Source organism: Sporosarcina sp. SAFN-015 (genome assembly GCF_051966875.1).
GTDB lineage: Bacteria > Bacillota > Bacilli > Bacillales_A > Planococcaceae > Sporosarcina.
The window spans coordinates 106,365-128,237 of record NZ_JBQCKP010000009.1; the positions used below are offsets into that span (position 1 = coordinate 106,365).

The window sequence follows — 21,873 nt, forward strand, 5'->3', positions numbered from 1 at the left end:
ATATTATCTTATATAGTAACATGTTTAAAGCATTTTCGTACGATTTTGGACGAATTATAGGGAAAAAGGTTTTTTCGAGGCCGATTCCCACGAAATTTGTAGAATATCCACGAGGGTCGTATACTGAAAAGGAATATATTTAGGGGGTGCTTTTTTTGTTTACGACAACTACTTATTCGGACGTTCCAAAGGAAAAGTATGAACAACTGGCAAAACAACTTGATGCGTTACTTTCCGGAGAGAGCAACCGTTATGCAAATTTAAGCAATGCATCAGCTTTGCTCAACCAATTTTTTGACCGCATCAATTGGGCTGGCTTTTATCTAATGGACAGCGAGGACGAGCTTGTACTCGGGCCATTCCAAGGTTTGCCTGCGTGCATCCGGATTCCTCTTGGAAGAGGCGTTTGCGGGACTGCCGCTCAAAACAAAGAAACCATTTTAGTTCCGGACGTTAACAAATTCCCAGGACATATCGCTTGTGATGCCGCATCCCGTTCTGAGATTGTCGTTCCGTTGATGAAAGACGGAGAAGTGATCGGCGTACTTGATATCGATAGTCCGGAATATGAGCGTTTTAATGAAGACGATCAAAAAGGACTTGAGCAATTTGTGAGCGTACTTGTTAAGCATATATAAATGCATGAAAAAATGCCCGACATATGAGTAAGTACGTCGGGCATTTTTTCATGCATGTGTCGAATGTTTTTGTCCTAATGTGATGAAAGCGGAGTCCAAGTCGGCGATGAGATCGTCCGCATACTCTAGACCGACAGATAGACGAAGCAATGAATCTGTAATCCCCATTTGCAAACGGTCCGCTTCCGGCACGCCTGAATGCGTCATCGTCGCAGGATGTTGGATAAGTGTCTCGGCATCACCAAGACTGACAGCGATTTTGATCAATGAAAGGCTGTCAATGAACGATTGGGCGCTCTCCTTGCCGCCTTTCACCGTAAATGAAATAAGACCACCGCCAGCTTTCATTTGACGTTTGGCAATTTCAAACTGCGGGTTGCCTGCATCAAACGGATAATAGATGTCTTCGACGAGCGGCTGGCCCTTTAGATAGTCGAGGATTTTTTCAGCATTTGCTGTATGCCTTTCCATCCGGACAGGCAGTGTCTTTAGTCCTCGGATAAGTAACCATGCGTCAAATGGAGACATGATGGCCCCGTAATCTTTTTGAACACTCATCTTAAGTTTCTGCATTTCATCTGCATCTTTCCCGACGAGCAATCCAGCGATGACGTCACCGTGTCCATTAATATATTTCGTTGCGCTATGCAAGACATAATCCGCTCCATAGTCGATTGGATTTTGCAAATATGGTGATGTGAATGTATTATCGACAACGACAACCAATCCATGCTTCCGTGCTACATTGCACACCATTTGCAAGTCAACCAATTCCATTGTCGGATTGATCGGTGTTTCTACGTAGATACACACGGTTTCAGGCGTGATTGCCTTTTCAATCTCTTCCTCATTCGTCATACTGATCAAATTATGAGTAATATTATATTTCTCTTGCAAGATTCTAAGAAAGCCGAATGTACAGCCATAGATGCCCCTAGAGCAGATAATATGATCTCCCGCCTTCGTCAAGTGAACGAGGATAGAGCTGACTGCCGCCATACCGGAACCGAAAGCTAGTGCAGCTGCTCCATTTTCTAATGCAGCTATTCTTTCTTCAAGAACGCTGACAGTCGGACTGCCGAGTCTTGAGTAAATATTCCCCGCCTCTTCACCCGCGAAGCGTTTTTCCCCTTGAATTGCATTTTCAAATGAATAAGTCGAAGTTTGATAGAGTGGTACCGCCAAACTGCCATGATGCTTCGAATCATCATAGCCTTCATGGATGACAAGAGTATCTTTATGGAGTGTCTGTTTCTTTTTATTCATTTTCCATTCCGCCCTTCGTTTTTTGTAAGCACTTACATTCCCTATCTTCATTTTACCCTCTCTACCGAAAAAGAAAAAGAGCAACTTCAGCGACAATTTATCGCCGAAGCCGCTCCGTGCAGAACAAAACGGTTCTTACCATAATTTTTTGCGTGATATAATGCTTGGTCCGTCGATTGGAAAAGCTCCTTATAAGACTTTCCGTCCTCTGGAGACCAACCTGCCAATCCAATTGACACGGTCACTTGAGGATCTGTTGCTGCAGGTATTCCTTCCCCGAGTTGTCTAGCCAAATCGACGCCTTCCTCGATGGTCGCGGATGGGACGAAAATTGCAATTTCCTCACCGCCCCATCTGCTTGCAATCCCTCTCTCTCCCACTTTCGTCAGGATAAAGGAAGCAATTTGCTGCAATACTAAATCTCCTGTCGTGTGGCCGTAAGAGTCGTTTACCAATTTGAAATTGTCCACATCCATTAACAGGAATATGCCTGACTCTTCATTATCCATCGAAGAAGTTACAATTTCATCTAAATAGGAACGGGTAAATAGTTTAGTTAAGTGATCTTTATTCACTAGCTCCTGCAACTGATCACGCAGCATAATATTTGAAATGGCCAATGAAGAATGACCAATAAGCGAACGCATTAATTTGAAACTGTCAAATGAGAAGAAGTACTCTTTTTGATGCATAAGAACGATGAATCCAATCATTTCACCGCCGTTCCTAATAGGGAGGGCGACAATTGATTTGAAATTCTCGACATCTTCCGTGCAAATTTTCGTATTCACGTCAAAAATAGCTTCTTCCCCGCCACGCAAGCGGAGTGAAACAGTTTCGATAAATGTCTTTCCTGCATCATTGGTGAAAAAGGACGTACTCGATCGGGAAATGGAATAGTCACATTTCTCATCATAAAATACGAATGCAATTTCGTTCGGGCGGAATGCATGAAGAAATTGATCTTTAAGAAAGGCAATCATTTCATCAAGCTCCAAATTGCTGTTCAACTTCCTTGATGCTTCATTTACTAAACGCAGATCATCCACAAGTCGATGGGATTGGTCGTAAAGGCTAGCATTTTCCAGTGCGCTACCGGCAGCATTCGCTATCGATCTAATAAAGCTCTTATGCGTCACTGTAAATTCTGTATCTCCTGGGGCGGTAATCTGTAATACGCCGTAGATCCCTTGCCTTCCACGAATTGGAGCATTCATTAGAACACTTGAAATATCCGATGCATTTTCAATTGTTAGATCGCCTGACAGAAATGCATCGATTGCGGATGCCCTTTCATTCGCATAGTCAAACAAACGATATTCATTCGTTTTTCCTTTTTGTTCATTCGATAGAAGCAGACTTACATCATAAGCTGGATATGATTCGGTAACGGCCTCCAGAAGCCCTTCAAGGATGACATCACTTTCCATTGTTGAGTTGAAAAGCTCTGCCACTTCAAATAGATGACGATATGTCTTTTCCTTTACTGAGAGTTCATGCATTTTGACAGCTTGGCTAATGAACGTGCCAAACACTCTCTTCAAATCCTTCAAATGGTCCGTCAAGGCGAATGCGTGCCATTTCTCACTTGCCTTAAATAACAGCGCGCCTAGAGGAGCAAGATGAATATCTCTTATGATGAGTGAGTCGTCAGCGAATTCATACTCCCTGCCAGAGGCATGCGACATAAATGAGACATTGAAAATCGGATGGTCTTTTGTATATGCTTCATGACCCGACGAACTATTTTTCTGTGCGGCGTCACTATTATTGAGCGGTACGAACCTATTATTCTCGTAAAGAAGTATTTCAGCATCCATGATATCAAACTGATTCATGAACATCTCCTTGAACTTCGCAAGATTGTCTTCAAGAGGTTGTTCATCATTCAAATTTGATAATAAATCAAAAACAGCGCTTTTCACTTCATATAATGTCATTTTATGATCGTTCATTTGCCATCACCCTCATTTTACGACCCTCGTAATTAATACCTATATTTACATTCTAATACAAACAACCTATTATTTATAGTTTTTCAATCGTTTCTTTCTCTGAAATTTGAATCGTCATGAAAAGAGCTTGACTCATATGCGAATAATTGTTATGATGTTCCTTGTGTAAAATAGTTGCAGCAGTTGTATGATCCATGTTGTCCAGTCTATTCCTTTCAGTAAGGTGCATCGCGTAACCTTGAGGCTGCTGAGGCGAGGATGCAAGATTATAGAATGGCACACGGATTGAATACATCTGGTTCTTATTTTACAACAAAATAAAACCAAAACAGAGGAGGAGTCTTTCATGGCTCGTTATACAGGTCCATCTTGGAAACTTTCCCGTCGTCTTGGCATTTCGCTAAGCGGTACTGGAAAAGAAATTGAAAAACGCCCTTATGCACCAGGACAACACGGTCCTACTCAACGTAAAAAACTTTCCGAATACGGATTGCAATTACAAGAAAAACAAAAACTTCGTTTCATGTTCGGTGTGAACGAACGTCAATTTAAAACTGTTTTCAACAAAGCTGGTAAAATGCCTGGTAAACACGGTGAGAACTTCATGATTCTTCTTGAAACTCGCCTTGATAACCTAGTATACCGCATGGGTCTTGCACGCACTCGTCGTGCAGCACGCCAACTCGTCAACCACGGTCACATCCTTGTTGACGGTAAACGCGTTGACATCCCATCTTACAGCGTAAAACCTGGTCAAGAGATCTCTCTTCGTGAAAAATCTCAAAACCTTGATGTTGTAAACGAAGCGCTTGAAGTGAACAACTATGTTCCTGAGTACGTTTCATTCAACGCTGACACTAAAGTCGGTACATTTGTACGTCTTCCAGAGCGTAGCGAACTTGCTGCTGAAATTAACGAAGCTCTTATCGTTGAGTTCTACTCTCGTTAATAGTAGCATAAAGCATTATAATGCTAATAAAACCCTTGAAATGTTGTTTAATCAACGTTTCAAGGGTTTTTTCATTTTTTCGCAAGATAATATCTATTTGATTTTTTACTATTGACTCTCGCTACACAATGGTGCTTACATTAAGATACAGCATGCAACTGGATACGAAAGCAATTAAAAAGTCCGAAAAAAGTAGACCATGCAAAAAAAAGGAGTTGAGTTTATGAAATTTCTACTGACATCTGCAGGTATCAATAACAAAAGCATTCATGATGCATTGGTGGATATGCTGGGCAAGCCGATCTCCGAGTCTAGCGCACTCTGTATCCCCACTGCGATGTACGGCCTCCCTTGGGTAGGTCCCGGCGTCAAAACTTGGGAGTTCATCAGCGGGAAATCCGATTCCATGGTTGGACTGGGCTGGAAGTCCGTCGGCGTGCTGGAGCTTACAGCGCTTCCAAGCATCGACGAAGATCGCTGGGTTCCACTGGTCCGAGAGACGGATGTCCTGCTGGTTTCTGGTGGTGACGCCCTCTACCTGAACCACTGGATGCGGCAATCCGGGCTGGCGGACCTCTTGCCGTCGCTGCAAGCAGTTTATGTGGGAATGAGTGCAGGAAGTATGGTAATGGCACCTAACATTGGGGAATTCTTCATTGGCTGGACCCCACCCAACGGTAGCGATGAAACGCTGGGGCTAGTCGATTTTGCAATGTTCCCGCATCTGGATCACGAGATGCTGCCGTATAACACAACGGCTAATGCGGAGAAATGGGCCGCCGGGATACAGGGGCCGGCGTATGCAATTGACGATCAAACCGCCATCAAAGTGATCGACGGAGCGATCGATGTTGTATCCGAAGGTGTATGGAAATTGTTTACGCCGTAATCTTATGATGCAATGCACAATAAAACCCTTGAAATGTTGTTAAATCAACGTTACAAGGGTTAGTTCTAATCACTTTTTATTAGTTAACAAATCTCTCTGCTTTTCCGACAGACTCCCAGTAGGCATTACGCAACTGAACTTTTAATATCTTACCAGAAGCATTTTTCGGCAGTTCGTCTACAAAAGTGACTCCCGTAATCGCTTTAAAATGGGCAAGCTTATCCCTTGTGAATTGTATCAAGTCCTCTTCTGTCGCGCCTTGCCCTGACCGTAAAACCACGTAAGCGTGAGGTGTTTCACCCCATTTTTCGTGGGAAACTGCTATCACCGCTGCTTCCAGGATAGCCGGGTGATCATATAAAACACCTTCGACTTCAATCGAAGAAATATTTTCTCCACCAGAGATGATTACATCTTTTTTCCGGTCGACGATCCCAACGGTTCCATACTCATCCACTACGGCCATGTCCCCTGTATAGAGCCAGCCATCCCGGATGGCTTCCATTGTTGCTTCTTCATTTTTCCAATAACCTTTCATGACGCCATTTCCACGGACAATAAGTTCGCCAATTTCTTTTCCGTCCCAGGCCACTTCTTCTCCAAAGTCATTTACGACTTTTACATCTGTACCAATCATTTGGGTTCCGGCTTTAGCTTTCAAACGAGACTGTTCATCTCCTGAAAATTCTTTGAAGTGAGTTCGGATTCTAGAAATGGTGCTTAACGGACTGGATTCCGTCATACCGTATACTTGAATAAACTCCCAGCCTAGCTCATCTTCAACTCTATTGACGAATGCTGTCGGAGGTGCCGATCCTGCAATAAATACACGAGTATTTTGCTTCATTTCTTGCGGATGCTCTTCGTAATGCTGCAACAATGAATTCAACACCGTCGGAGCCATATGCATGACGGTAACCCCATGTTTCTCAACTGCATCAAAAATGCTTTTTGGAGTGACTTTTCTTAAACAGACTTGAGTTGCTCCGTTTGCTGTGTAATAGAACGGAGAGCCCCAGCCGTTAACATGAAACATCGGCAACACATGTGCAAGAACATCTTCATCCGTCACCCGTAAATGATGCATACATGTTAACGCATGAAGATAGTTGTTACGATGTGTCAACATCACACCTTTAGGATTACCGGTTGTTCCACTCGTGTATAGCAAGCTGCAGACATCAGTTTCTTCAAGAGCTTCACGCTCGAAAGTATCTTTTGAATACGCCTGTAAAAATTCATCATAATTCACTTCAGCACATGAGCCGTCATGATAATGAACAATAATCTCTTCAACGGTTTCAAGCTTTTCTTTAATAGGCAAAATTAAATTGTATAAGTCCTGATCTACAAACAAAACCTTCGATCCACTATGATTCAATATATATAGATAATCCTCAGGTTTTAAACGAATATTCAATGGCACCATGACAGCCCCTAACTGGAAAACACCATAAAAACCCTCCAGCATCTCTACAGTATTTGGTGCCAAGAACGCTACCCGGTCGCCTTTTTTCACACCTAACTTCCGAAGACCACCTGACAACTGATTGACACGTTCATTCATTTCACGATAAGTAAATACCCTTTCATCACAAATAATCGCTTTTTTATCCCCATAGAGCTTAACTGCATGATCTAAAAACTGAGTTAAAATCAAAGGTACTTCCATGATAATCCCCCTTTTCCGCTAATCCAATATGTACCTACCAAACTATATGATTGGTAGTACATAGAGTAAACATTATCATAAAATTCTGCTATTTGTAAACAATTTAAAACAAGGGGGCTATTTTTCCTTTAACAACTCTATCAACTGTTCAAGAACAACGGCAAACGGTTGCGCATCCCCTACTTTTCTAAATTCGAGAAATGGATCTCCAATCGTTTTCATCCGTTCGATTACGCTGTGGATTGTAAATAGATCCGGACTCAAAGAAGTCCCTACTTCATCCCAATTCAACGGGGTAGCGACCGTGGCAAGCTCGTTTCCTCTAGGCGAATAAGGAGCAACAATGGTTTTACCTTCGTGATGCTGTACGTAGTCCAAGTAAAGTTTGTTTCCCCTGTTCTTTTTTAGGCGTTCGGTCGTGAACCATTGCGGTTCCTGGTCGCAGAGGAAGTCGGCGATGAATTTGGTGAAGATGCGGGTATCATCATAGGTGAATTTGTTGATTGGAAGCGGGATATATACTTGCAGCCCCTTTCCACCTGATGTTTTAACGAATGATTTTAGTTGGAACTGATCGAATATCGCTTTCATCCGTAGTGCGGCTTCTACGGATAGTGAAAATTCATCTACTGATGGTGGATCCAAATCGAAAACGATCTCCGTCGGCATATTCGTGTCAATCGTTTGGAAAGGAATGTGGTATTCAAGTGCAAGCTGGTTCCCTAGCCATAGCAATGTCGTAATGTCATTACATACGATATAGTCAATATCCTCATCTCTTGATGTTTTTACAAATTCGGGAGCATAATCTGGAACGCTTTTCTGATAAAACTTCTCTCCTGGAACACCATGCGGAAAACGGATTAAGGTTAGATGTCGTTCTTCTAGAAATGGGATCATATAAGGCGCAGCCATTTGCAAATAAAGCAAGTAGTCATCCTTCTCCAAGCCTACTTTCGGCCAAACCGGTTTGTCAGGATGTGTAATTTGGACGTGGTCAGGAATCGGATTCAACTGTCGCAGCATATGGCGCCATTGGCATTCTTCAGTATTCATATCAAATTGAAAGGAATGGAAACGAGGTTCGCGCAAATGTTTTCCGTCAAAGCTAATACATTTTAAATTTGCACAAATGGATGGCAAGATTTCATAGATAGAATCTCCAGTTTTTTTACCATTTATAAGAAACAATTCGCTAAGCGTCTTCATTTCTTCTTCTGACAAACCGTGCTTGAACGTCACAATTTCAATTAACTGCTTATCCTTATAGACAGCGCCTGTAAAGAACCCATTGACTTGCTCATATTTCGTTATAATGACTGTAACCAATCTCCAGTTTTTCACTTTTAGCCATTGATTCGTCCGTTTTTCATTGCTCCAAATACTTTTCTTCCGCTTTGCAATTACCCCTTCCCCGTTATATAGTGAAATTTGATTCCACAAGTCTTTTTCATCTGTAAACATCTCTACCAATTGAATTAAACTTTCGTGACGATATTGAACTTTAATGGGCAACCCCAGTTGTTCGAAACATTTCTTCAGCTGTGCCTTTCTCTTTTCAAGCTCAGCTTCGGTTAAATTCTTTCCTTTAATGATCAACAGATCGAATACGATATATTGGCAAGGGAAAGTTGTTGAGTGCTGTTCAATCACATCTTTCTTTCGCATACGTCCTCTTGTTTGCACGATGGAAAATTCACTTCTGAAATCGTCTTGCAAGCAAACCAATTCACCGTCAAATGCAATGGGGAGATATGGCTTTATCAAATGTTCGATGCGGCGACATTCCTCAATAATTTCTGGAAACATATCGTTCAGTAATTTTTCGTTTCTGCTGAACAGCTGTATTCCTTTTTTATCCCATTGAAGAATTGCTCTGAATCCATCATATTTCGCCTCGTAAAGCCAATCTTTCCCTACTGGCACTTTATCTGCATCCATCATAAGCATCGGTTTCATCTAATCGCTCCAAGTTTTTATGTATTTTCCCTATTGTTTGACGGAACGTATTTCGTATACATAGGAATGCGCCAGCTTTCCATACTAAAAATAAAAGCAGGTGATTTCATTGCATACGATTTGGAAAGGCAGCATCAGTTTCGGGCTTGTCAATATTCCGATCAAGCTTCATGCGGCTACTGAAAATAACGATATAAAATTGCGCCAGCTTCACAAGGAATGCCATTCTCCAATCAGCTATCAAAAAGTATGTCCGATTTGTGATAAAGAAGTGAAGAGCGAAGAGATCGTGAAAGCGTATGAGTATACGAAAAACAAGTTCGTCGTCCTCGATGACGAAGATCTCGAAAAGCTGAAGAAGGAAAATGAAGATAAAGCTGTAGAGATCATTGATTTCGTGAAATTGGAAGAAATTGACCCCATTTATTTTGAAAGGAGTTATTTTATGGCTCCTGATGCGAACGGCGGAAAGGCGTATGCGCTATTGCGGAAAGCTTTGAAGGAATCCGGCAAAATCGGTGTGGCAAAAATTATCATCCGCTCGAAGGAGCAATTGGCGGTCGTCCGGGTTTATAAAGACGCTTTGTTAATGGAAACAATCCATTTCCCTGATGAAGTGCGAAATGTTGGAGATGTGCCGAACATTCCAGATGAAGATACTGTCGTGAAAAAAGAGCTTGATACCGCACTTTTGCTAGTCGATCAACTGACGACTGCATTCGATCCCGATAAATATACGGACGAGTATCGAACAGCTCTTATGGAATTGATCGAAGAGAAAAAAGCAGGCAATACGACTGTGGCTAAAACAGAGAAAAAAGCGATTTCTCCTTCGAATACGACCGATTTAATGGCGGCATTGCAAGCTTCACTCGATAAGACGAAAAAGAAAAAGCCCGCACCACGGAAGAAGACACCAGCAAAGATGAAAGCATAAATACTCCCGGGAGACGTGTTATCACCGATTCGTAATGGTTTATCACCGACTCTCGAGATGTTATCACCGACTCGATGCATTTTATCACCGACTCTAGAAAGTTTATCACCGACTCAGCAATTTGCGACAGACTTTAGATTGTTTACCACCGACTCTGACTTTCCACCTATAAAAAAAGGCCATCCTTTGAAGTAAAGGATGGCCTTTTTGCATTAGATGAATCTCACCATTTTATAATTTTTCTTCCCTCTACGAACGATTGTGAACGCGTCATCTAGACGATCCGCCGCAGTAACTTCATATGCGAGGTCCGTTACCTTTTCTCCGTTCAACGAAATCGCACCGTTAGTCACATCTTCACGTGCTTGGCGTTTAGAAGAAGACACGCCAGCTTCAACGATGAAATCGACGATATTCTTATTCGCCTTATCCAATTCGGCCGTCGGCACATCTTTAAATGCGTCTTTCATTTCCTCAACAGTCAATGCTTTCAAGTCTCCGCTAAATAACGCTTTCGAAATGCGGATTGCTTGGTCGAGTGCTTCCTCACCGTGGATGAGACGCATCATTTCTTCAGCAAGTGCTTGCTGCGCTTTGCGTAAATGTGGTTCTTCCTGTACGGAAACTTCTAGCGCCTCTATCGCTTCACGGTCCATGAACGTAAAAATTTTCAAGTACTTGATAACATCAGCGTCGGCTGTGTTGATCCAAAATTGGTAGAACTCATAAGGGGATGTTTTTGCTGCATCCAGCCAAACGGATCCACCAGCTGTTTTACCGAATTTCGTGCCATCCGCTTTGGTGACGAGAGGAATTGTAATACCGAACGCTTTCGTCTCTTCCTCATGCGTTTTCCGGATAATTTCAAGACCTGTCGTAATATTGCCCCATTGGTCAGATCCTCCGATTTGTACACGGCAGCCGTAATTGTCATACAAATGATTGAAGTCAGCACCTTGGATGAGCATATACGTAAATTCCGTGAAGGAGATGCCCGTTTCCAGACGGGATGCAACATTCTCTTTTGCGAGCATATAGTTGACGCTTAACAGCTTTCCGAAGTCTCGAAGGAAGCTGATGGCAGACATTTCCCCAAACCAGTCTTTATTGTTAACTAAGATAGCACCGTTTTCACTTTCGAAATCAAAGATGTGTTTCAATTGCCCGCGGATGCCCGCCACGTTTTTTGTAATTTGCTCATCTGACAGAAGCTGCCGCTCATCCGCCTTGAAGGAAGGATCCCCAATCATGCCGGTTGCTCCACCCACCAGAACGATTGGACGGTGGCCGTGTTGCTGAAAACGGCGAAGCGTTAGAAAAGGAACAATATGACCGATATGCAAGCTGTCCGCCGTCGGGTCGACGCCGCAATATAATGAAATCTTTTCCTCATTTAATACCTTTTCAAGGCCTTCCTCATCAGTTTGCTGATACAGCAGGCCTCTCCATCTCAAGTCTTCCAGCAATGCGCTTTTCATCAAAATCCCTCCTATAAATTGAAAAAGCCCCTACACGATTCAATCGAATCATGCAGGGACGTTAGACACATAGTCAAATAACGCGGTACCACCCGGCTTGAGAACATATAAATTCTCCGCTTTAAGACGCATTATCGCCGCGTACGCGTCACACTCCAAAGCTGTAATTCGTGAACGTGCTACCGGACAGCTTCCACCAACCGCTGCCTCTCTATACGGATCGACCGTTCCTACTCCGGCTTTCTCACCATGTGAAAAATGATTTAAACCTTATTGTAGTCTAAAATATCGTTTTGTCAAACATTTTCTATTGATTTCCACGAAATGTGCTATAATAGGAAGGATTTTAGGGGGGATGAAAACTTGAGCGAAAAACGTAAAAACAGGATAGATCTTATAGAAGAAAAGTTTGAATCATTGAAGAAAAAGAGATGGGCAAAGGGAGTCCGTATCACATCTGGAGTCATATGGAATCTCTTTCTTCTCTTCCTCGTCTTCGGTCTGACGATAGGTGTTTTTGCAGCCTCCGTCGGTGCAGGATATTTCGCATCATTAGTCGCGAAAGAACCGCTCCGTTCGAAAACTGAAATGCGAGGAGATATCTTCAATTACGAAGAGACTTCAGAAATCTACTTTGCCAACGACATATATTTAGGAAAAGTTAGTGCAGATATCGAACGGAAAGAAACGACATTGAAAGATGTTTCTCCTTTCGTCATTGATGCCGTCCTCGCGACGGAAGACGAGTATTTTAAAACTCATAATGGAATTGTCCCGAAAGCGATTTTCCGCGGTCTATTTCAAGACGTAACGAATTCATCCAGCCAGACGGGTGGCTCGACCCTCACCCAACAGCTGATCAAAAATCAGATTCTCACGAATGAAGTTTCATATGAGCGGAAAGCGAAAGAAATCCTTCTCGCCATGCGACTTGAACACTTCATGGATAAAGATGAGATTCTAGAAGCCTATTTAAATATCATTCCATATGGAAGAAATGCCATGGGGCAAAATATTGCAGGAATTGAAACCGCAGCAGAAGGTATTTTTGGCGTGAAGGCAAAAGAACTTAACCTTCCCCAAGCGGCTTATATCGCTGGAATTCCGCAAGCACCGTTTGCATATACCCCTTTCTTGAGCAACTATTATGGCGGCGGTTTGAAGAAGGAAGAAAATATTAAACCCGGAATCGACAGGATGAAAACGGTCCTTTTCCGTATGAAGGAAACCGGCTATATTACCGAAAAGCAATATGAAGAAGCGATCGCTTACGATATTACTAAAGACTTTCGAGAAAAGACGGAACGCGCAACCGAGAGATATCCATACTTGACCCAAGAAATCCAGGAACGCACAAAGGACATTTTAGCCGGGATTCTCGCTGAGAAAGATGGTATTGATGCAGATCGTCTAGGAGAAGAGAAAAAACTCGCAGAGAAATACCGTATCTTAGCGGAGCGCGACATGCGCACGGGAGGGTATCGTATATATTCGACAGTAGATAAAGATCTGTACGACGGAATGAATAAAGTGGCAGAAGAATATGAGAACTATGGATTCACTTACACACGTGAGGAAAAGGATATAAGCACAGGCGAAGTCATTATGAAAGATGACCCTGTACAAGTCGGAGCCATTATGATTGAAAACAAGACTGGCCGAATCCTCTCCTTTGTCGGAGGACGTGACCATAATCTTGAAAACACTAATCATGCGACAATGGCTTTCAGGCAAAACGGCTCTTCCATGAAACCGCTTCTCGTCTATGCTCCGGCAATTGAATATGGGGTGATTGGCGCAGGAAGCCCTGTCGTCGACGTGAAATTCGAAGTGCCAGACAACGGAAAAATTTGGGCACCAACGAACTATAATGCTAACGTAGAAAACGGAATTATCCCAGCTAGGCAGGCGTTAGCTGAATCCCTCAACTTACCGACAGCAAGGCTTTACAAGGAAATTGTGGATCGCCGACCTGCAGAGTTTCTTGAAAAGATGAACTTCACCAAACTCACGGAGGGAGATTACGTCCATCTATCCGTTTCATATGGTGGAATGGATGTAGGAGTCAGCGTTGAAGAGAATACAAACGCATTCGCCACTTTCGCGAATGGCGGCAAATTCATTCAGTCTTACATCATTGAACGAATCGAAGACATGTCTGGAAATGTCGTGTATGAACACGAGATTGAACCTGTGGACGTGTTCAGCCCTGAAACATCGTACATCGTAACAGATATGCTCAGAGATGTAATAAAACCTGGTGGAACAGGACAGCAATTGCCTGGTTTCATGAACTTCAAAACCGATTTAGCTGCAAAAACCGGGACGACGAACGGATACGGTGACGCTTGGCTTGTCGGGTACAATCCGAATGTCTCGATGGGCCTTTGGTTTGGCTATAAAGATCAAAAACGTAAATTGTACACTCGAAAATCCGGAGCAATGCATCCGACAACCCGGACGACAATGCTATTCGGCAGATTGATGAATAAAGCGAATGAAATAAAACCCGATATCGTCGGAGCAGGCAGCACCTTCAAACAACCAGAAGGAGTCGTTTCGAAAGCTTTTTGTGGAATTTCAGGATTGGCCCCATCAGCCGCCTGTACGTCAGCCGGATTGGTCAGATCTGATCTGTTCAATTCCAAAGTGATGTTGCCTACAGAACCGGATGACAGCATTATCAACGCTTCCTATGTATCCGTGAAAGGCAGCCGTTACATGGCGCTTCCTTCAACACCTGCTGAATTTATCGTTTCAGGAGGAACAGGAGTTAATCAGGCGTTCATCGACCGGATGCTCGGACCTTGGGGGGGAGATGCTTCGAAGCTGTTCCCATCTATGTCAGTATTCGCTTCTAGCGTCGTATCGGGAGCAACTTTCCCAGCTGACGATGCAGCACCAGCCGGCGTCAGCGCATCTCTAAACGGATCAACATTAGTATGGTCGGACTCCCCTTCCAATGATGTCATCGGTTATTATGTGTACCGGAACAATGAAAGGATAGCAACGATTGTTGATGGTGCTGCCAATTCAATTCCTGTCGGACCTGGAGATTATTTCGTCAGAGCAGTAGATATTACTGGACTGTTATCCGGAGGCTCCAATATCGTAATTGTCGACAACCCGGAACCGCCACAAACAGAAACGCCAGATGATGAGAATTCACCGCCGCCACCGCCAGGAAATGAAGGCGATGGCGATGAAGATGGTGACGGCACTAATGGAAACGAGAACAACGGTGGAACTAACGGCAACAACGGTAATAACGGTAATAACGGTAATGGAAATAACGGCAATGGTAACAACGGTGGAGGTAATAAACCTCCTGCAGACGATGATGAAGACGATGATTAAGTAGAAAGGGAGTCCCGCAACCGGGACTCCCTTTTGATATATTCATTTAATCTTCCATCGTCGATAAGTCGCCTGTCGGCAAGTTCAGTTCCCACGCTTTTAATACACGTCGCATGATTTTTCCGCTTCTCGTCTTCGGAAGCTTATCCTTGAATTCAATTTCCCTTGGAGCTGCATGTGCAGCAAGTTCCTTTTTGACGAATTGCTTAATTTCTTCTTCGAGTTCATCTGTCGGTTCATATCCTTCATGAAGTGCGACAAATGCCTTAATGATTTCACCGCGGACCGGATCAGGCTTTCCAATAACCCCCGCCTCGACAATCGCAGGATGCTCCAACAGCTTGCTTTCCACTTCAAACGGCCCTACACGTTCGCCGCTTGTCATGATGACGTCATCAACCCGTCCTTGGAAGAAGAAATAGCCATCCTCGTCCATATAGGCAGAATCCCCAGAAACATACCATTCATTATTTAAGAAATACGAATCATATTTCTCGGGGTTATTCCAAATTTGCCTCATCATAGCTGGCCAGCCTTTTTTGATGGCTAAATTGCCCATTCGATTCGGCGGCAACACTTGCCCTCGATCATCTACGATGGCGGCTTCAATCCCAGGCACCGCTTTGCCCATGGATCCCATTTTGATTGGCAAAGATCCGAAGTTACAAATCGTTTGCGCACCAGTTTCAGTCATCCACCAAGTATCGTGGATGCGCAGCTTAAACACTTCCATTCCCCAACGGATAACTTCAGGGTTCAACGGTTCACCGACTGATAGAATATGGCGCAATGAAGATAAATCGTATTTCTCCAATGGTCCCGCACCAGCTCCCATCAACATCCGGAATGCTGTCGGCGCACTGTACCAAACCGTTACTCCATACTCTTGGATAGCTCCATACCAACTATCGGTAGAAAATCTTCCACCAACAATCAGTGATGTTGCACCCGCAAGCATCGGTCCAAAAATACCATATGCTGTTCCTGTAACCCAACCAGGATCCGCCGTACACCAAAAAACATCTTCATCTTTTAAGTCCATTACCCAACGCGCCGTTTGTAATTGTTGCACCATCGCCTCCTGCACATGCAGAACGCCTTTCGGTTTTCCAGTGGATCCGGAAGTATAATGAAGCAATGTTGGAGATTCACGTTCCATCCATTCCACTTGGAAGTAAGGTGACGCATTTTTAAAATGCTTAAGGAAATCTATATACTTATTATCTTCTTTAATATTTTCACCGACTAAAAAGATTGTTTTCAAGTGAGGCAATTTGTCTTCAGGAATCCTATTCAACAATTCCGGTGTCGTCACAATCGCTTTTGCTTCACTATCCGCAAGCCTATCATAGACAGCACCTTCCATGAACGCTTCGAATAACGGCCCGACAATTGTGCCCATTTTCAATGCGCCGAGAATTGCGAAATACAATTCAGGAGAACGTGGCATGAAAACAAATAGGCGGTCTCCTTTTTCCAATGTCGAATGGTTCGTCAATACATTTGCAGCTTTATTGGACATTCTTTTCATTTCATTGTACGTATACGCTTCCTTGCGTGCCGCATCTTTGTAGAATAGCGCAACTTTGTTTTTTCGATAGGAATTCGCATGACGATCTACAGCTTCGTGCGCAATATTAATATGCCCGGTCTCATGCCAGCTGAACTCCTTCTCTACGTCAGACCATTTGAAATCCTTCGCTGTTTGGTCATAATCCTGTAATTGATAATCCCCCTGCATTACAGGTAAAATGTTAATCTCCATTCCTATCACCCTTTCATGAAACATTTACCTCTCTTATTCTACATTATCATTTCTTTATTTGCTAATAAATTGATATTTTTAGTATTGTCGTTTAATTGTTATTTATAAGTTCTCTACCTCGTATATAATTGTTGTATACTATATATATGGTCTATTTATTTGTAGGACGGTGATAAGTTTGGAGCATAAGAAAACGTATAATGCGATGGAAGTTAAACATAAGAATGGCGACCTCGTAATTGAAGGCCCAATTCCCGGAATAGAGTTGGCAAACCTTGAGTTCCATAACGATTTAATTGCTTTCAGACCGCCTGAACAGCAGCATAAGGCACTGATTGAAATCGCCGATCTCCCGGAAGGACGGATACTTATCGTACGCGACATGAATAAAATTGTCGGGTATGTTACGTACTTGTATCCAGACCCTTTAGAAAGATGGTCGAAAGGTAAGATGGAAAATCTCATTGAGCTAGGAGCAATCGAAGTAATTCCTAAATTTAGGGGCGGCGGAGTCGGAAAGGCTTTGCTTGAAGTTTCTATGATGGACGATGCAATGGAAGATTATATTATCATTACGACCGAGTATTATTGGCATTGGGATTTAAAAGGAACAAAATTGAATGTATGGGAATACCGAAAAGTGATGGAAAAGATGATGAACGCTGGCGGGTTGGAATATTACGCTACCGATGATCCTGAAATAAGCTCACACCCAGCAAATTGCCTCATGGCGAGGATAGGAAAACGAGTAGATCAGGAATCGATTCAACAATTCGACAGTCTTCGTTTCATGAACCGATTCATGTATTGATGGGAGGATATTCAAGTGCTAATTGAAGAGATTATGAAAAGGGACGTCATCTCCCTTTCACCTGACCATACAGTAAACGATGCCTTGTTGATCATGCAAGAGAAAAAGATTAGGCATTTACCAATCATTACCGAAGATAAAGGACTTGTCGGCGTCATAACAGACCGTGATTTGAAAGACGTCGTTCCTTCCCTTTATACTGATTCATGTGATGTAACCGTTTACAAAACGCCACTTTCTAAAGTCATGACAAAAAACCCTATTAGCGGCCATCCGATGGATTTTGTAGAGGAGGCGGCTGTTATTTTTTACGATAACCGCATCGGCTGTCTCCCCATCGTCACAGGAGGCAAACTCGTAGGGATCATTACAGAGACGGATTTACTATATAAGTATATCGAATTGACCGGGGTTCATCAGCCTGGTTCCCAGATTGAAGTACGCGTTCCTAATATACCCGGTATTCTTTTTGAAGTGTCCAAAGTGTTCCATGACTTTAAATTGAATGTGCTAAGTGTTCTTGTTTATCCTGACAAGGAAAATGAAAATAATAAAATTCTTGTCATTCGTGTGAAGACGATGAATCCGCTCAATGTCATAGATGGCTTGCGAAATAATGGATTTGAAGTCCTCTGGCCGAATGTACCTGGCATTGATCTATGATGAAAGATGCTGTATTTATTTATTCCGAGGAACAACTTGGCTATTCATTTTCGGATACCCACCCATTCAATCAAAAGAGAATTGTTTTGACGCTGGATCTATTGAAAAAAAGCGGTGCTATATCGGATGAAGATATTGTTATGCCGCGATCCGCGACTGATGAGGAATTAATATTAGCGCATGACCCGAAGTTCATCGACATCGTCAAAAAGGCTGGCAAGGGTCTGATTAGTGAAGAGGTAGGCTCCGTTTATGGCATAGGAACAGAAGACACTCCGATTTTCCCGAATATGCACGAAGCGAGTGCAATGCTTGTCGGAGGGACTTTGACTGCTGTCGATGAAGTAATGGAAGGAAGGGCGAAATACGCTTTGAATTTGGGAGGCGGGCTCCATCATGGATTCCAAGGAAAAGCATCCGGTTTCTGCGTCTACAATGACAGCTCTGTCGCCATAAAATATATTCAAAAGAAATACGATGCCCGTGTACTTTATATCGATACCGACGCACATCACGGCGACGGTGTCCAATGGACTTTTTACGACGATCCAAACGTTTGCACACTTTCTATTCATGAAACGGGTAGATACCTGTTCCCTGGGACGGGAGCAATAAACGAACGAGGAAACGGAGATGGCTATGGGACTTCTTTCAATTTCCCGATAGATGCTTTTACGGAAGATGAGTCATTTCTTGAAATTTATAAAACTGCCATTGAAGAAGTCGCCGCTTATTTCAAGCCGGATGTAATATTGACACAAAATGGGGCCGATGCACACTTTTTTGATCCCCTTACCCACTTGTACGGAACGATGAAGATTTATGAACAAATACCACGGATGGCACGTGATATTGCCGAGCGTTATTGTGAGGGTCGCTGGATTGCTGTTGGCGGCGGAGGTTATGATATTTGGCGGGTCGTTCCAAGGGCGTGGGCACATATTTGGCTCGCCATGAAGCAGTTTCCAGCACCTGTAGGAAAACTGCCTGAACAATGGCTTACCGCTTGGCAAGATGATTCTCCCGTACCTTTCATTGAAACATGGGAGGATCCAAATCCGCTGTACGAGCCTATTCCAAGAAAAGCGGAGATTACGGAGAAGAATGCCCAAATGCTTGAACGCGCGTTACATATCGTGCGAAGTCAGCAATAAGTTTTACATTAATAAAGCTGTTCCGGATAATCTCGCGGAACAGCTTTTAGCTTTAATTATTTCGTCGATTGACGTACTTCCTTATGATACGGCAAGATCACATTTATATCTTCAACTTCCTCACCATTCATAAGCTTCGTCAACAGACGCATCGAAACCGCTCCTAAGTCATATAGCGGAACGATAATGGCCGTCAATTGCGGCCTTACTGCACGTGACAGCAACGTATGCTGGAAACAGATCAATTCGAAGTCATCCGGCACTGAAAAACCGTCATCTCTAATTCCATTCAAAACACCTACTGCAATTTCATCATTCCCAGCAAAAATGGCAGTTGGTTGCTCTTCGAGGTTTCGTATAATGGACCATTTTTCATATGCGTCATCGTACGTATTATCCGTTTCAATGAAATATTCTTCAATGATCGGAAGGCCAGCTTCCTTCAATGCCCTCTCATAACCGACCTTCTTACACAATCGATTGATGTCTCTGGACATCGGACCGCTCACATGCGCGATGCGTTTATGGCCATTTTCAATCAATTTTCTCACTGCTTCATATGCTGCTTCTTCATGATCTATGTTCACCGTCGGCAAATCCGTCTCAGTGCCCAAAGTACCAGCCAAGACAATCGGTACATTCGCTGTTGCCATTTCTGACCGAATTTCCTCCGAAAGCGAATCGCTCATGAAAATAAGGCCATCTACCTGTTTGCCGAGATGGTCTTCTAACAGCTCCACTTCCCTCGTCGCCCGCTTATCTGAGTTGGACAAGATAATATTGTATTCGTACATCGTCGCAATATCCGCAATCCCCCGAGAAAGTTCGGCATAATAGCTTTTTGAAATGTCCGGAACAATAACACCGACCGTCGTCGTCTTTTTACTTGCAAGCCCTCTCGCAACAGCGTTCGGACGATAACCGAGACGCTCGATGCATTCAAGCACCTTTTTACGTGTTGCCGGTTTTACGTTCTGATTTCCGTTCACAACACGTGAAACTGTAGCCATGGAAACATTTGCTTCTCGTGCTACATCATATATAGTTACTGCCATTGACGAATCTCCTTCCCATCGTATGTATTCGCTTACTTTCATTATAAACAAAACACCGGATCCTTTAAAGGTCCGGCGTTGTTTATAGAATAATTAAAATAACAACCCTTGCTTAGACAGTTTGATGGGTGTTCATGAATCTTTGAATTTCTGCGTAGAACTCATCGAATTGTTTAATATCCATTTGCTGTGCAGAATCGGATAGTGCAACAGCTGGATCAGGATGCACTTCTGCCATTACTCCGTCCGCACCTACTGCAATTGCCGCTTTTGCAGTCGGCAGCAACAAATCTTTTCTGCCTGTTGAGTGAGTGACGTCAACGAAAACTGGTAAATGTGTCTCCTGTTTTAAAATCGGTACTGCAGAAATGTCCAATGTGTTACGTGTTGCCCGTTCATATGTACGGATTCCGCGCTCACAAAGCATAATTTGGCTATTGCCTTTAGAAATGATATATTCAGCCGCATTGATGAATTCATCAATTGTCGCCGCCAATCCACGTTTCAGAAGTACTGGTTTATTCACCATGCCTGCTTCCTTCAACAATTCAAAATTCTGCATATTGCGTGCCCCAATTTGGATAACGTCGATATAATCTAGAGCCTCTTCCAAATGGGAAGGGGTAATGATTTCCGTCACGATCGATAAGCCAGTTTCATCAGCGACCCGTTTCAAAATTTTCAATCCTTCCAGGCCAAGTCCTTGGAAATCATAAGGGGAAGTACGCGGTTTGTAAGCGCCGCCTCTCATCATCGTCAAACCTTTTGCCTTAATGGATTGCGCAACTGCAAGAACTTGTTCATATGATTCAACGGCACAAGGGCCAAAAACAAATGTCGGTTCCCCATTCCCGATTTTTTGCCCATTGACATCTACAATCGTATCTTCAGGCTTGCGTTCACGGGATACAAGCAATGCATTGCGTTGCTCATCTTCTTGAATTTCCAACGCTGACATGAAAATCCCTTTAAAAATTTGTTCTAGAACCCCGTTTGGAATCGGGCCATTATTCGATTGGACTAATGCGTTAAGCATTTCTCTTTCACGGATCGGATCATATCTGTTGACACCTTGCTTTTCCTTCACTCTACCAATTTCTTGGACAACCGCTGTGCGTTCATTGATCAAGTCCAGGATTTTAGTATTTAACTCATCTACTTGACCTCTAAGCTGATCTAAATCATTTTGTCTCATCATTATGTCTCCTCCCCGTACACATCATTCCCTTTTCGAAGCGGGAAATCTATGTTACATTTTTATATAATAGTCCTTAGTATAATGAAAAGTATTTGAAAAGTCACGTCATTTTTATAAATTGTTTAAT

Annotated in this window: 16 protein-coding genes; 8 read left to right on the plus strand and 8 right to left on the minus strand. The window is 43.1% G+C overall.

The features are described from left to right. Nucleotides 1-155 precede the first annotated feature (155 nt). Complete coding sequence (locus ACTHPA_RS15325; RefSeq protein ID WP_440501406.1) at nucleotides 156-638, plus strand: GAF domain-containing protein; 483 nt, start codon at nucleotides 156-158, stop codon at nucleotides 636-638. Nucleotides 639-686: 48 nt separating this feature from the next. Here the strand turns inward: ACTHPA_RS15325 and megL are convergent, their stop codons facing one another. After that, nucleotides 687-1,904 carry a methionine gamma-lyase gene (megL, locus tag ACTHPA_RS15330; protein ID WP_440501408.1) on the minus strand — a complete coding sequence of 406 codons (1,218 nt, stop codon included), beginning with the start codon at nucleotides 1,902-1,904 and terminating at the stop codon, nucleotides 687-689. 86 nt (nucleotides 1,905-1,990) lie between these two features. Continuing rightward, nucleotides 1,991-3,859, minus strand: coding sequence for a sensor domain-containing diguanylate cyclase (locus ACTHPA_RS15335; RefSeq protein ID WP_440501410.1), 1,869 nt, complete (start codon nucleotides 3,857-3,859; stop codon nucleotides 1,991-1,993). Nucleotides 3,860-4,205: 346 nt separating this feature from the next. Here ACTHPA_RS15335 and rpsD point away from each other — a divergent pair, with 346 nt between their 5' ends. Both rpsD and ACTHPA_RS15345 read left to right on the plus strand, forming a co-directional pair. Then, the gene (gene rpsD / locus ACTHPA_RS15340) at nucleotides 4,206-4,808 is read left to right on the plus strand and encodes a 30S ribosomal protein S4 (protein WP_381446233.1); all 603 of its coding nucleotides are present in this window, start codon (nucleotides 4,206-4,208) and stop codon (nucleotides 4,806-4,808) included. 223 nt (nucleotides 4,809-5,031) lie between these two features. Further along, nucleotides 5,032-5,697 (plus strand): Type 1 glutamine amidotransferase-like domain-containing protein, encoded by a 666-nt coding sequence (locus ACTHPA_RS15345; protein WP_440501412.1) that lies wholly within the window; start codon nucleotides 5,032-5,034, stop codon nucleotides 5,695-5,697. 79 nt (nucleotides 5,698-5,776) lie between these two features. Here ACTHPA_RS15345 and ACTHPA_RS15350 read toward each other — a convergent pair whose 3' ends face one another. Both ACTHPA_RS15350 and ACTHPA_RS15355 read right to left on the minus strand, forming a co-directional pair. After that, the gene (locus tag ACTHPA_RS15350; RefSeq protein WP_440501414.1) at nucleotides 5,777-7,369 is read right to left on the minus strand and encodes a long-chain-fatty-acid--CoA ligase; all 1,593 of its coding nucleotides are present in this window, start codon (nucleotides 7,367-7,369) and stop codon (nucleotides 5,777-5,779) included. Between the two features lie 117 nt (nucleotides 7,370-7,486). Continuing rightward, nucleotides 7,487-9,328 (minus strand): DNA ligase D, encoded by a 1,842-nt coding sequence (locus ACTHPA_RS15355; RefSeq protein ID WP_440501415.1) that lies wholly within the window; start codon nucleotides 9,326-9,328, stop codon nucleotides 7,487-7,489. Between the two features lie 109 nt (nucleotides 9,329-9,437). Between ACTHPA_RS15355 and ku the strand changes: the two genes are divergently transcribed. Continuing rightward, nucleotides 9,438-10,265, plus strand: a complete 828-nt coding sequence (gene ku / locus ACTHPA_RS15360; RefSeq protein ID WP_440501417.1) for a non-homologous end joining protein Ku — start codon at nucleotides 9,438-9,440, stop codon at nucleotides 10,263-10,265. A 212-nt stretch (nucleotides 10,266-10,477) separates the two neighbouring features. On the opposite strand, the gene tyrS is transcribed toward ku, so the two are convergent. Further along, nucleotides 10,478-11,743 carry a tyrosine--tRNA ligase gene (gene tyrS, locus ACTHPA_RS15365; RefSeq protein WP_440501418.1) on the minus strand — a complete coding sequence of 422 codons (1,266 nt, stop codon included), beginning with the start codon at nucleotides 11,741-11,743 and terminating at the stop codon, nucleotides 10,478-10,480. A gap of 363 nt (nucleotides 11,744-12,106) precedes the next feature. Here tyrS and ACTHPA_RS15370 point away from each other — a divergent pair, with 363 nt between their 5' ends. Next, a complete protein-coding gene (locus tag ACTHPA_RS15370) occupies nucleotides 12,107-15,100 on the plus strand; it encodes a transglycosylase domain-containing protein (RefSeq protein WP_440501420.1) in 2,994 nt (997 codons plus the stop codon). Between the two features lie 46 nt (nucleotides 15,101-15,146). Here the strand turns inward: ACTHPA_RS15370 and acsA are convergent, their stop codons facing one another. Then, nucleotides 15,147-16,865: an acetate--CoA ligase gene (acsA, locus tag ACTHPA_RS15375; protein ID WP_440501421.1), complete on the minus strand. Its 1,719-nt coding sequence runs from the start codon at nucleotides 16,863-16,865 to the stop codon at nucleotides 15,147-15,149. Between the two features lie 178 nt (nucleotides 16,866-17,043). Here acsA and ACTHPA_RS15380 point away from each other — a divergent pair, with 178 nt between their 5' ends. The 3 genes from ACTHPA_RS15380 to ACTHPA_RS15390 are packed head-to-tail and all read left to right on the plus strand — an operon-like array spanning nucleotide 17,044 to nucleotide 19,493. Continuing rightward, nucleotides 17,044-17,676, plus strand: coding sequence for a GNAT family N-acetyltransferase (locus tag ACTHPA_RS15380; RefSeq protein WP_440501423.1), 633 nt, complete (start codon nucleotides 17,044-17,046; stop codon nucleotides 17,674-17,676). A gap of 15 nt (nucleotides 17,677-17,691) precedes the next feature. Then, nucleotides 17,692-18,339: an acetoin utilization AcuB family protein gene (locus tag ACTHPA_RS15385; RefSeq protein WP_440501425.1), complete on the plus strand. Its 648-nt coding sequence runs from the start codon at nucleotides 17,692-17,694 to the stop codon at nucleotides 18,337-18,339. Beyond that, nucleotides 18,339-19,493, plus strand: coding sequence for an acetoin utilization protein AcuC (locus ACTHPA_RS15390; protein ID WP_440501427.1), 1,155 nt, complete (start codon nucleotides 18,339-18,341; stop codon nucleotides 19,491-19,493). The genes ACTHPA_RS15385 and ACTHPA_RS15390 overlap by 1 nt, the downstream gene beginning before the upstream one ends. 56 nt (nucleotides 19,494-19,549) lie before the next feature. Here ACTHPA_RS15390 and ccpA read toward each other — a convergent pair whose 3' ends face one another. Further along, nucleotides 19,550-20,548 (minus strand): catabolite control protein A, encoded by a 999-nt coding sequence (ccpA, locus tag ACTHPA_RS15395; protein ID WP_440501429.1) that lies wholly within the window; start codon nucleotides 20,546-20,548, stop codon nucleotides 19,550-19,552. Between the two features lie 112 nt (nucleotides 20,549-20,660). Further along, nucleotides 20,661-21,743 carry a bifunctional 3-deoxy-7-phosphoheptulonate synthase/chorismate mutase gene (locus ACTHPA_RS15400; protein WP_440501519.1) on the minus strand — a complete coding sequence of 361 codons (1,083 nt, stop codon included), beginning with the start codon at nucleotides 21,741-21,743 and terminating at the stop codon, nucleotides 20,661-20,663. Nucleotides 21,744-21,873 lie beyond the last annotated feature (130 nt).